Annotated in this window: 12 protein-coding genes and 1 pseudogene; 8 read left to right on the forward strand and 5 right to left on the reverse strand. The window is 34.4% G+C overall.

The window, feature by feature from the left end; all coding sequences use genetic code 11:
- The first annotated feature begins 14 nt into the window (after positions 1–14).
- Together LMD38_RS02945 and LMD38_RS02950 are read left to right on the forward strand one after the other, a co-directional pair.
- Entirely contained in the window at positions 15–1,133 is a 1,119-nt protein-coding gene (locus tag LMD38_RS02945) for a zinc metalloprotease (protein WP_062822618.1), read from the forward strand.
- Between the two features lie 214 nt (positions 1,134–1,347).
- Positions 1,348–1,575, forward strand: coding sequence for a hypothetical protein (locus tag LMD38_RS02950; RefSeq protein WP_000849109.1), 228 nt, complete (start codon positions 1,348–1,350; stop codon positions 1,573–1,575).
- 34 nt (positions 1,576–1,609) lie between these two features.
- Here the strand turns inward: LMD38_RS02950 and LMD38_RS02955 are convergent, their stop codons facing one another.
- The 3 genes from LMD38_RS02955 to LMD38_RS02965 are packed head-to-tail and all read right to left on the reverse strand — an operon-like array spanning position 1,610 to position 4,192.
- Positions 1,610–2,416 (reverse strand): ABC transporter permease, encoded by an 807-nt coding sequence (locus LMD38_RS02955; RefSeq protein ID WP_000368793.1) that lies wholly within the window; start codon positions 2,414–2,416, stop codon positions 1,610–1,612.
- The gene (locus LMD38_RS02960; protein WP_000009044.1) at positions 2,409–3,173 is read right to left on the reverse strand and encodes an ABC transporter ATP-binding protein; all 765 of its coding nucleotides are present in this window, start codon (positions 3,171–3,173) and stop codon (positions 2,409–2,411) included. Before LMD38_RS02960 ends, LMD38_RS02955 begins: the two co-directional genes overlap by 8 nt.
- An 11-nt stretch (positions 3,174–3,184) precedes the next feature.
- On the reverse strand, positions 3,185–4,192 hold the full coding sequence (locus LMD38_RS02965) for an ABC transporter substrate-binding protein (protein WP_049113375.1): 1,008 nt from the start codon (positions 4,190–4,192) through the stop codon (positions 3,185–3,187).
- Between the two features lie 120 nt (positions 4,193–4,312).
- Between LMD38_RS02965 and LMD38_RS02970 the strand changes: the two genes are divergently transcribed.
- The 3 genes and pseudogenes from LMD38_RS02970 to LMD38_RS02980 form a co-directional block, all read left to right on the forward strand.
- Positions 4,313–4,609, forward strand: coding sequence for a DUF3986 family protein (locus tag LMD38_RS02970; RefSeq protein ID WP_000455572.1), 297 nt, complete (start codon positions 4,313–4,315; stop codon positions 4,607–4,609).
- Positions 4,610–4,620: 11 nt separating this feature from the next.
- The gene (locus LMD38_RS02975) at positions 4,621–4,851 is read left to right on the forward strand and encodes a hypothetical protein (protein WP_000227423.1); all 231 of its coding nucleotides are present in this window, start codon (positions 4,621–4,623) and stop codon (positions 4,849–4,851) included.
- A gap of 120 nt (positions 4,852–4,971) precedes the next feature.
- Positions 4,972–5,046, forward strand: a pseudogene (locus LMD38_RS02980) (DUF2196 domain-containing protein); the annotation flags it as partial.
- An 82-nt stretch (positions 5,047–5,128) separates the two neighbouring features.
- Here the strand turns inward: LMD38_RS02980 and LMD38_RS02985 are convergent.
- Positions 5,129–6,382: a glycosyltransferase family 39 protein gene (locus LMD38_RS02985; protein WP_000956217.1), complete on the reverse strand. Its 1,254-nt coding sequence runs from the start codon at positions 6,380–6,382 to the stop codon at positions 5,129–5,131.
- A gap of 274 nt (positions 6,383–6,656) precedes the next feature.
- Between LMD38_RS02985 and LMD38_RS02990 the strand changes: the two genes are divergently transcribed.
- Positions 6,657–8,726 carry an LTA synthase family protein gene (locus tag LMD38_RS02990; RefSeq protein ID WP_062822620.1) on the forward strand — a complete coding sequence of 690 codons (2,070 nt, stop codon included), beginning with the start codon at positions 6,657–6,659 and terminating at the stop codon, positions 8,724–8,726.
- Between the two features lie 358 nt (positions 8,727–9,084).
- Here LMD38_RS02990 and LMD38_RS02995 read toward each other — a convergent pair whose 3' ends face one another.
- The gene (locus LMD38_RS02995; RefSeq protein WP_228920173.1) at positions 9,085–9,894 is read right to left on the reverse strand and encodes an alpha/beta fold hydrolase; all 810 of its coding nucleotides are present in this window, start codon (positions 9,892–9,894) and stop codon (positions 9,085–9,087) included.
- Positions 9,895–10,162: 268 nt separating this feature from the next.
- On the opposite strand from LMD38_RS02995, the gene LMD38_RS03000 reads away from it, so the two are divergent.
- Together LMD38_RS03000 and LMD38_RS03005 are read left to right on the forward strand one after the other, a co-directional pair.
- On the forward strand, positions 10,163–11,416 hold the full coding sequence (locus tag LMD38_RS03000; RefSeq protein ID WP_062822621.1) for an ATP-binding protein: 1,254 nt from the start codon (positions 10,163–10,165) through the stop codon (positions 11,414–11,416).
- Positions 11,413–12,633 carry an ATP-binding protein gene (locus tag LMD38_RS03005; RefSeq protein WP_062822622.1) on the forward strand — a complete coding sequence of 407 codons (1,221 nt, stop codon included), beginning with the start codon at positions 11,413–11,415 and terminating at the stop codon, positions 12,631–12,633. The genes LMD38_RS03000 and LMD38_RS03005 overlap by 4 nt, the downstream gene beginning before the upstream one ends.
- Positions 12,634–12,674: the final 41 nt, after the last annotated feature.

Here is a 12,674-nt window from a genome sequence, read left to right on the forward strand (position 1 = left end):
TGATGGAGGAATGTATGAAGAGACTGTATGGCAAGTTAGTAGGGGTTATCGTTGCAATCGGCTTACTAGCAGGGTGCGAGAGTTCTATGAAGAGTGTGAAAGAAAAAGAAGTGTGTAAAACAGAAAAAGAATGCGTGGAAATAGGAGATAAGAAACTTCAAAAAGTATATGAAAAAATAGATGGATTATCTGAGCTTGAAGCAGTAGAGGATTATGAAATAGAAGAGCATGAAAGTGCAAATATGAAAAAGGCAGAGCGGAAAAAAGAAGAAGATGATGATGAAAATTACTTCTTTTTAGCTTCTTATTATATTGATGGTGATGAAATTGTAGATCCTTATTTTGAAAAAATAGAACGGAAACGTTTAAATAAAGTATTTGCTAATGATAAAGAAGCGAAAGAAGAGGTGCTACAACAACGTCAAGATAGAGGGTATCATGAAGATTTATGGGATATGTATCGCACGCTCATTCCAGCAAAATATCGCGGGAATATAACGGAATTTGATCTAATAACGGATGGTTATGACGGTGTTGTTGCTCACGTTATGCCTAGTATAGAGAATCCGAAAGACTGGACTCTTAGCTTAGATACGCTTGATTCTGCGGTAAATATTGATGAAGTGATGAAAACATTAATTCATGAGACGGCTCACGTGTTAACGCTCGGGCATAAGCAAATACCAGTAGATGAAAACTATGTAAAGGATTTTGAAGAGGATAAAGATATTTCGACGTACCGAAATAAATGTGGAACTCTTTTCTTACAAGAGGGATGCGCGAAGGAAAACTCTTATATTAATCAATTTTATAATTCTTTCTGGAAGCCTATTGAGCAGGAGTGGACAGAAAAGAAAGTAGAAGAAAGTGAAGAAACGCAAATTGCATTTTTTAAAGAAAAGCATGATGAGTTTGTATCACAGTATGGAACGACAAATGTAGCGGAAGATATTGCAGATACGTTTACAGCATTTATTTTACAAGATTCAAAAAAGGTGAAAGAAGGATCGGAGTTAAAGTATAAAAAAATCGCCTTTTTCTATCAATTCCCTGAGTTTGTAAAAATGAGAGCGGAAGTGTTGTCGGGATTATATGATGTTTCGAAAACGATAGAACAATACAGCGGAAACTAATGAGAGTTATATATGTTAGCTAACAAAACGTAAAGAATTTTAGTTCTTTACGTTTTTTATGTTGATAAAATTGAAAATTCTGTATTTTTATCAAAAAGAAGAAGGAACTATCATTATAAAATAGAATTAGTATAAAAATGTCACAATTTAGACACAATTATAATGCGCGTGTTATAGGGACTATAAGTTTACTCTCGAGGAGGTAATGAAACGTATGAAAACGATTCTTGCTGTCGCTGGTCTCATTTGGGTAATGTCTCACGGTTTTCCGATTTTTGAAGGGGAGCAAATTCGTAGTGCATTGGATAAAAAGTTTAATGATTATCATGTGATAGATCGAAAAGATAATGTCGTTACAGTACGTGTGAAAGATTGTTTCCATACAGTTACGGTTGCGGATGGAAATGTTAAAAATGAAACAAAGATGTGTGATAAAAAGTAAAAGAAAGAAGCTGACTATAGTCTATCGCTCTAAGTCAGCTTCTTTTTCGTTTCCCAATTAGAAGTTTTTCAAATGCCTCAACAAACACATACATAAGTGTTGCGAGGACGCACGTGAGTAGTACGCTCAGTAAAACAAGTGTGAAATTAAATACTTGGAATCCGTAGCTAATTAAGTAGCCAAGGCCTTGTTTAGAGACGAGAAGTTCGCCGAATATAACACCGACCCAAGATAATCCAACGTTCACTTTTAACGTTGAAATAATGGCTGGGAAAGATGCAGGGAGAACGACTTGTTTATAGCATTGCCATTTATTTGCGCCAAATGTGTCCATCACTTTTATATAGTTAGAATCGACTTCTTGAAATGCGCTGTAAATAACGAGAATGGTAATGATGATGGAAATGATTACTCCCATTGCAATTGACGAAGAAATATTTGGACCGAAGATTACAATGATAATCGGACCAAGTGCTACTTTTGGCATGGCGTTTAGGACGACGAGGTATGGATCGAGTACGCGGGCGAGAAGTGGTAGCCACCAAAGGAAAGTAGCGATAATAGCGCCGAGCACTGTTCCAAGAATGAAGCCTAATCCCGTTTCAAGTAATGTCGTCCATATGTGAACCAAAAGCGAACCGTCCATCCATTTACTAAGGAAGAGCTCCCAAATGCTTGAAGGAGAGCTAAAGAGTAAAGGATCAATCCATTCTTTCTTGCTAGCTATCTCCCATAGTGCAAAGAAAAGAATGAGCAGTAAAAGTTGTAAAGAGCGTGCTAACCATGCGCGCCTGCGTTCTTTTTTCCGAAACTGTTCATGTAGTTGTTTTATATTATCCAAGACGCTCCAGCTCCTTCCATATATTTTGGAAGAGGGATGGGAAGTCATGGTGGTGGCGTGATTCTAACGGTGATAAGGAACGGATGCTTTCTGGGACGATAAATGTTTTTGCAATTTTTCCAGGATTCGCTTGCAGTAAATAAATACGATCACTCATCGCAATGGCTTCTTCAATATCATGCGTCACGAGTAGTGACGTTTTCTTATATTTGTGTAGTAAGCTGAAAACGAGATCTTCTAGTTTCAATTTCGTTTGATAATCGAGCGCTGAAAAAGGTTCATCTAGCAATAAAATTTTTGGGTCGGTCGCTAACGTTCGAACGAGGGCGGCACGTTGACGCATACCACCGGATAGTTCACGAGGATATTGCTGCTCTACATCATGTAGACCGACTTGCTTTAAAAGCTGTAAAGTATGTTCTTTCGTCTGTTCATCGTAAATTTTTCGTATATGAAGTCCAAGCATAATATTTTCTTCAATTGTCTTCCAAGGAAACAAGTAGTCTTGCTGTAACATATATCCCATAGATGAAGTTTTCGTTGTAATGGGCTCACCATCTAAAAAGACGATACCTTCAATTGGATCAAGAAGCCCGGCAATAATGGAGAGGAGTGTCGTTTTGCCACAACCACTTGGGCCGAGTATCGAAATGAATTCGCCTTCTTCCACTTGTAAGCTCATATCTTCGAGAATCAATTTGGCATTCTCTTTTGCGAAAAAGCAGTGAGAAACGTTACGTATTTGTAAAAAACTCATACACTTCGCCTCTATTTCTTAATAACGCTTTCGGCAATTTTCGTATTGACGAGCGCTTCATGTGGAACTTCTTTTTGTAATTCGCCAGCGTCTTTCATAATCGTTTGGAGCTGTTTCCATTCTTCAGCATCTAATAGTGGATTTGTCGCATAAGAATGTTGCTTTTTATACCGTTCAATTACTTTTACTGTAATGTCTTTTGAAGTGTCTTTAAATAACGGAGAAACGGCATCAGCAATTTCTTCTGGGCTATGAGTATCAACCCATTGTTGTGCTTTATAGAGCGCCCGTGTGAATTTTTCAGCAGCAGCTTTATCTTTCTTTAAGAAACTTTCTTTTGCCATGAACGTTGTATACGGAACAGTACCAGATTCATTTCCGAACGAAGCGACGATATAACCTTTACCTTCTTTTTCAAATATACTTGCAGTCGGTTCAAAGAGCTGTACAAATTCTCCGGTACCAGATGCAAAGGCATTTGCAATGTTAGCGAATTCGATGTTTTGGATTAAATTTGTATCTTTGTGAGGATCAATGCCATTTTTCTTTAAAACGTATTCTCCAACCATTTGTGGCATGCCGCCTTTACGCTGTCCTAAAAACGTAACACCTTTTACGTCATTCCAATTAAAAGAGTCTAATTTTTTACGCGAAACTAAAAATGTTCCATCTGTTTGTGTAAGTTGTGCGAAGTTAATGACTGGGTCCTTTGCGCCTTGTTGATGAACGTAAATAGATGTTTCAGAACCGACGAGAGCAATATCAATCCCGCCAGATAATAGGGCGGTCATCGTTTTATCTCCACCAGCTGTTGTTTGGAGGTCAACATGTAATCCTTCATCTTTAAAAAATCCTTTTTCAATCCCGACATATAACGGGGCATAGAAGAGAGAATGGGTAACTTCGCCGACGCGAACATTTTGAGTTTGTTCTTTCGTATCTTCTTTTTTACTACTGCAAGCAGCAAATGTGAAGACAGCTAGTAACATGATACAAAAAACAGCTATTAATTTTTTCACTATATAACACCTCCTAGAAGTCACTCTACAAGCATGATATGTAGGTAAGTGCCCATATGTGAGTGTAGATAGCAGGAATTTTTTTGGGGATAAAGAAGTACAAATATAAGGGGTGATAAAATGGAGTACGAATATGATGATAGCGTACATTTACATCTTGATTATTTCGGAACAGAATGCGATATGGAATCGATTGCTTATAAGCGGAAGAATGAAGACGTGTGGGATGTATATTTTAATTTTGGAGCATATGGTCTTCAGAAAGATGGGATTGAGACGGGGAAATTTATGGACGAATATGCTGGTTATTACGTTTTTTCTGTACATGCTCGTGATCTTAGTTGGGAATTTGGAAGTGCTCAATTTGAAGAGTGGGTTTTGAAAAATCATATCGTAGAAAAATCGCTGCAAAAATAAGGAGGAATTTTGTGGTCGATTTTCTTATTTTCTTGTTTATTTTTGTAGTCGGGTTTTTTATTATGCAAGTGCTCATTTACCGATTTGCAAAGAAAAACATCCAAAAATACACAAAAATAAAATGGCTTCATTTATGGCTAGAGATGAATATGAAAAAAGGACCGAGATTAGATTTTTTTGATTTTGTAGTTATTGTACTCGTATGTATCGTATGGAAAATATGGCTGTTTCCTTTTATATAATACTTTATCCCGCATTAACGGGCAGCCCGCCCCGCACCTCAAAATTGAGCGAAAGCAAAGAAGTTAGGTGGGGGCGGGTTCTTTTGTTATAGTAATAGTTGTAAAAAACTTGAAGTTATAAGTGAAATAGTGAGTAGTGTTGTGAAAGATATTTTGACAAATACAGAAACACATACATACGGAATTAAAGTGTGATTACAGAATGGACAAATTGGCTGTGTGCAAAGTGTGGGGTAATAAGAAAGAGGTCGTCCACCGTTGGACGACCTCTTTCTTATTATGCTTGGTTAGTGCGGAAGAATGGAAGCTTCTGCACAATGTGAATTAATCCGTATGCAAGAATTAAGCACATAAGGGGATTAATGAAAAATCCATAGCGATTAATTGCTAAGAATAAGTTTGAGAAGATAATGTAAATAATAGAACTTGCTACTAGCATCATAACGCGTTTATGTTTAAATGAATTTAGCATGAAGCAGAAGCTGCTCAAGAATGTGCCGATAATAAACACTCTATGACATAGTTGCATAAAGTTATGAATACGGTATTGGTCTACAGCAGGAGCTGTTTTGAATAATTCAATTGTTTTACCGACAGTGAACCAAGAGAACCAATAAGTGAAGTCCGTCTTAAAGCCGTTCTTGATTAATTCTTTTGCGTATGCCCCTTTGTCATCTAAGCCTTTGGCTCTCATTTCATTTACTATATTTTCATATCCAATTTTATTAAATGGATCAGCACCCGCAATTAGTGGGTCAGCACCTTGGGTTGAGAATAAAATAAATTGGTTGAGTGCTAAATAGTTACGAACAACCCATGCACCAATAATAAAGAAAGGTCCGATAAACCATAACAATCCGATTCGAATGGAGTCTTTAAATCCATATGTAAATAACACAACAAGAACAGGAATGAGCATCATTGGAGCTGGATTTGGACGGAACATAAGTAAAATTGAAACGACAATTCCAAACCATATATGGAATTTCACTTTATTGTATTTCCATGCGAGAACAAATACATATACACATAACGCTAATAAGAATATGGATGGAACTTCTGTTAGCAATGTACGGAAGTATGTATAGTTACTTGGATAAATAGCATATAAAATACTTGCAACAATTCCATAAATGTTTTTTTCGAACAATTCTTTTCCTATTAAGAATACTAATAGCACTGTGCATAGGTTCATAATCATGTTAATAACAGTTGCTACGTAATAGTAAGGAATTGATGTAATATCAGAAATAATCATAGCGCCAGCTAATAGTAATGGCTGACCTGGTGTAATATATGCATTTTTCCCTGGAACTTCACTAGGTTCTAAATACACATAACCAAATACACCATGTTTTAATAGTTGTTCAGCTGTTAACGAATAGTTAAAGGCATCATTTGCACCATATGTTACTTTGACTAACTCTCCATCTAATCCTGGCTGTTTTACTAAACAAAAAACGTGCAACAGGAAAGAAAGCGCCAAAATTGCATATACCGCTTTAGGCAAACTCTTAAACTTAGTAAGCAAAAATGAGCAACTCCTTTTTTATTAATTCTTTCGTATTTTCATGTGAAATCTTTAATAGTATTAAGGATTTCCAAAACATAGTTATTATATCATAAAGTGGAATGCTGAAATTAAGTTTTTCAAGAATGAGTATTAACTGGTGATTAAGGGAATATTAAGACAATACATTTATGATAGAAGCAAGTATGCAGACGAAATATGTCATATATGTTATTTTAATAGAAATAGTTCTTTCGATGCGGGGGAAATTAAGACATAGAAACGAGGGAATGAATTGAATTATGGTTTTACACTTTTTGATCTTCCAAAAAGAAATATATTAATTTCTAGCATTATAAGTAGTATGGTGACTTTATTAGTAATAACTATGCTGTTTATGATTTTAAAGGTTTTTAATTTAGACATAATGAAAGCTCAATTAAATCAAAATCTTGTTTTAATTGTCATGATGATTTTCATATGGGGCATAACATTTTATATTTCACATTTTAATAAAAAAGAGATGTCTACACTTAGGGCATCCCTACGAGTGCATTTTATATTATTTTTACTAGCTCATACAGTAGCGTTATTTTATATTGTCATGCAAGTTAATATGAGTTTCATAGAGGCAATGAATTGGATTTACTTGTATAACATGCAGTTTATATTAAGTTTTGTAGCAATTTATGCAATATACATTCTTGTTTATAATGTAATAGGCAAGGTTTTTCTAAGTATGATTTTAACGAGCTGTACGTTAGTCATTTTAGGTATTGTGAATTATTTAAAGCTTATTTTTAGAGGTGATCCGCTGTATCCTTCTGATTTCACACAAATTATGCATATGCAATCTGTTATACCGATGGTGATGGACTATTTTAGCTGGAGTTATATTTTTGTCATTATCTTAAGTATCGTGGCTTGTATTGTAGCAGGGATATATATGAGAAGATATATTCAAAATGTAAAGACTCATCTAGGAATAAGAGCTTTATTAGTAGTAGGATCTATTTTTGTTCTATATGCGTACGGTAATTTTGCGAACACATTTATGAATAAAGTATTTCAAAAATCAGGTGTAGATTTTGTTTTGTGGGATCAAAATGAGAACTATGCTTCAAATGGTTTTGTACTTGGGTTTATTAGCAATTTAGATACAACAGTTATGGAAAAACCAAAAAATTATTCTAAAGAAAATATGCTTCAAATAGCAAACGATATAAAAAAACAATATAGTGGAAATATAGGGAGCCAAAAGAAAAAAGAGAAACCGAATATTATTTTTGTAATGAGTGAATCGTTTTGGGATCCGACGAAAGCAACTAACCTTTCTTTTAGTGAAGATCCTGTACCAAATTTGCATCATTATATAGAAAACTTTCCTGGTGGACAAACTATTTCTCCTACATTTGGGGGAAATACGGCGAACGTTGAATTTGAGGCATTAACGAGTTATTCAATGAGTTTGTTAAAGCCAGGTTCTATACCATATCAGCAGGTTATTACAAATAAGAAAGAAATTCCATCAATCCCTACGGCGTTGAAAAAAGAAGGGTATTACACAAGTGCAATTCATTCATTTGGTCGCACATTCTTTAAACGTGATGATGTATATAAGGTGTTAGGATTTGATAAATTTAATGCAGCTGATACGATGGAAAATGTAGATGTTGATGGAGATTATATTAGTGATTTAGCGATGAGTAAAGAGATAATTGCTGAGTTAGAGAAGCAAAAACAACCTACATTTATTCATGCAGTTACGATGCAAAATCATTTTCCATTTACAGAAGGCCGATTTGGTGAAAACCTAATAGAAATTAGCGGGCTAGAAAATGAAGAATCAAAGGGAGAATTAGAGACGTATACAGAAGGGTTAAGACGTTCAGATGAGGCCCTTCAATATTTAATAGAAAAACTAGATAATTTAGATAGACCTACATTATTAGTATTCTTTGGAGATCATCTTCCATCATTAGGAACAAATAAATCTTTTTATAAAGAAAATGGGTATATAACGAATGAAAAAACACCGAGCGAACGTTTAGCGATGGCCCAAACGCCGCTATTAATGTATGCAAACTTTGATATGCCAAATGATAATTTAGGTGTAGTAAGTCCAATTTATTTTTCCAATCTTATTTTTGATTATGCAGGATTAAATAAATCCTTATTTTATCAATTTTTATCGGCATTTTACAAGGAAATACCGGTACTTAGAGATGAATTAAAAGTTGATAAAAATGGAGAAGTAATCAATGATTTAACAAAGAAACAAAAAGAAATGTTAGAGCAATATAAAATGCTCCAATATGACTTACTCGTCGGAAATCAATATAGTAAAGATATCCTCTTTAAATAAAGTAAAACTTTAATCAGTGGGGGTTTTCTTCATCCCCCACTGATTATCAGCCCTCACCAATTGGACTTTTATGGGCAGCCCGACCCCCACCTAATTTCTTTGCTTTACTGAATTTTGAGGTGGGGGTCTTACTGCCCGTTAAAGCGGGATAAAAGAAACAAAAAGAACTTGTATAACGATACAAGTTCTTTTTTATAGTATTTAACGGGGTAACCAGACAAGCTGGGTTTAGGGAGTATTACTTGTACATTTAGTATAAATGAAAATGTAATCGTTTTATCAATTGATTTGTGAGAAATGTGTGAATTTTAACGTTTTTGAAAACTACGTTCCTATCGATACGATTTGGCATAGATTTTTATGAATGTAAAAACTTTATAAGTTCTTCGTTTAATTCATCCGCTTGATCGATTGGGGAGCCGTGACCACTATTGGTGAGAGGATGTAACTGAGAATTTTTAATCCGCTTTTGCGTAAGTTCAGCGCTTTTGTATGGGATAAGTTGATCGTGAATACCGTGGAATATTTTTGTTGGCACGTTAATTTTACTTAAATCTTTCGTTACATCTTCATTTGCGGCTGCTTGCAATATTTTGATGAGAGCATAGGAAGCAGACTGCATACCGAGATAAGAAAACCATTCTAACGTAGCGGATCCTAAGTTTCTATTAAAAAATGATAAAGACACATCATTTAAAAATTTAGGTAGATTAGCATACATTTGATTAATGAGAGTATCTGCTTGTTCTTTTGGGACACCATAGGGAGATTCTTGATTTTTAACGAAAGAGGGGGAAACGGCATCGATTAATACAAGTTTAGAAATACGTTGACCATTATAGCGAGACATGTACCGAATGGAAAGAGCACCGCCTACTGAGAAACCGACTAATGTAGCATTTTCGACTTGAAGTGCTTCTAGGACAATGGCGATATCGTCTGCTAAACGATCGTATGTGTAACCAGTCCATGGTTTATCGGATTGCCCATTTCCGCGTATATCCATAGCGATGCAGCGGAAATCGTGCTGTGGTAATACGTTGAGCTGATATTGGTACATTTGATGATTTAAAGGCCAACCGTGAACGAAGAACACGGTTTTACTACCGGGACCGGGATTAACATCTTGCACAAAAATATGCACATCTTTCTCGACGGTAACAAACATGAATGAGCCTCCTATTCATACGCCAGGAGCGTAGGTTTTCGTTCTATTAAGACACCAAACTTTCCTTCATTTTTTACCATTTATATAAAATCTCTCCCACATAATATACGTATTATTGTTTATAATTTTTATGATTACATATCGTCTGAAAGTATTAAAACGTTGGGATGATTTTCCTCAAATGTTCGATTTATCTTTGTTTGTATAAGAAAATCATTTATTATAATAAATGGTATTCTTCGAGATATTATGTTGAAGGGGTGTTGAAGTGAAAGAAAGTTTTCTATCATATAAAGAAGAAGAAAGGAATGCCAAAATCTTTTTGTGGGTGCTATACGTCATTGTTGTTTCATACCAAATTCTCTATGCAATCGTATTAGAAAATAAATCACTAACGGATAAGGGACATAGCATACTATGGCAAGTTATTTGCGGAACTGCAATACTCGGTGTAAATGTATATTTAATAAAAAGAGAGAAAGTGAATTTTGTGAAATATGCATGTGTATTTGCATACATAGGAATAGAAATTGCTAACATATTTTCGTATATGCTTTATAATAAGGCGGCATTTGATGGGGGAAATATAATAGAAATTATTTTCATCTTCTTTGTACCTATATTTTTAAATAAAAAATATTTTGTGTTTGTACTTTCAACTATTGTAGGGAAATATGTAATTTACTTATTTGTATTAAAGGAAGTAAAAGGATTTATGTACCTCATTATGTATACACTCATATTAATAGCGGCATATATCATTTTAAATCGATTTATACAATACCTTTCAGCGGTAAAGGAAAGTATTAAGATTGCTAGTGAATCACAAAAATTAGCAGTAATCGGAAAGATGGCAGCGACAGTGGGACATGAAATTAAAAATCCACTTGCTTCATTAAAAGGGTTTACGCAATTACAACGAGAGAAGCATGAAGAGGACCCTATTTATAAACAGATGATTTTTGAAATAGAAAATATGAATAATATGATAAGTGAATTGATGGAAGTTGCTACATGTAAACCCTCTATTTATAAAAAACATAATATAGGTGAAATTGCATTACAAGCAGTAGCAATTCTTCGAGAAAAAATGAATGAATCTACTGTCCAGCTTATGTCTAATATCGAAGAAAAGATAATAGAAGTTGAATGTGATGAGCGGAAAATAAGAGGAGTCTTTCTATATGTCATAAAAAATGCTCTGGAGGCAATGGAGCAAGGTGGCACATTAGAGTTACGATTAGAAAATAAAGGACAAGATTATGTAATATTAAGTGTAATCGATAATGGTTACGGTATTAAGAAAGAAAATGTGGCTCGTGTTACAGAAGCTTTTTATACAACAAAACAAGATAAAATTGGTTTGGGACTTACGGTAGCAGATCGAATTGTCAACGAACACCTTGGTACGTTACATATTTCAAGTGAAAGAGATAAGGGAACGAGAATAGATATTATTCTTCCAAAAAAGTGTGGAAATAATGAAATACAAGTGGGAGAAAAGCTAGGAGTTACCATATGAATAAAGACGGTATATTTAAAAATGAAGAAATGAAGGCGCTGAAAATATATTTAAGTTTATTTTTCATTATATTTTTTGTATACGATCTTGCCTACGAATTTATTGTACCTTTAATAGGAGGAGAGCAAGAAGGAGTAGGACAATTTGAAGATGGTTTAGGTTTATGGCTTTATTTTCTGATGGTGTTTTTATTTTGCACTGGAATATACTTTATGAAATGGAAAAATCCATTTGCAGTAAAGTATATTATTCTAATTGGGTATAATCTATTAGATTTTATCCATAATATTATGATTTACTACGGTAGTGATGCTGAGTTTGATGGTGGGAATATAGTAGAAGGATTTTTTATTTTATTTGCCCCACTTTTTGTGAATAAAAGATATTTTTGGTTAGTTCCGAGCATACTTGTTGGAAAATATGCTCTTATAGGAATCATGATTCACTCATCACTCGTTTTAATCCCGATGGCATTATATAGCGTATTTACTATCATATGTTGGATTATGTTTTTAAGGTTCCAATCTTACGTTCGTACGTTTGAGATGATGAATAAAGAAATACAACAAACAGAAAAATTAGCAACTGTTGGGAAAATGGCTACAGTTATTGGTTCCAAAATTAAAAGACCTTTAGCTAATTTAGATAAATTTGTAAATAAGCAAGCGGTTAAATATCCAGAGGATAAAATATATAGTGATATTATGAAACAAGAAGTAGAACGAATTCATACAATCGCTACAGAACTTAGTGGATTTGAGAAATCTAAATCAATAGAATCAGAAGTTCATAATATAGGAGAAATTATCGCTTATGTTATTCGAGTTATGGGGAAGCCTGCTTTAAATCAAGGTGTGCACATACAAGGTATTTATAGTAAAGACATACCATCGATTACATGCGATGAAAAACGATTAAAACAAGTGTTTTTTAATCTAATTAAAAATGCGATTGAAGCAATGTCAGTTGGCGGAACGATTACGATTAAAGTGACTGTAGAAGATGCAATCATTGTTCAAGTTAAGGATGAAGGTTGCGGCATTCCAAAAGACAAAATCCCGAAGCTAAATGAAGCCTTTTACACAACAAAAGAAACGGGAACAGGTTTAGGCTTAGTAGTTACAGAAAAAATTATTAAAGATCACAACGGTAAAATAAGTTTTGAAAGTGAAGTTGGGGTTGGAACGACGGTGAAGGTTGTATTGCCGATATCATGAAAAGTTATTTTAAAAAGGGAGATCACTTATTTGAGAGTGAA

Source organism: Bacillus pacificus (genome assembly GCF_020861345.1).
GTDB classification, from domain to species: Bacteria; Bacillota; Bacilli; order Bacillales; family Bacillaceae_G; genus Bacillus_A; species Bacillus_A pacificus.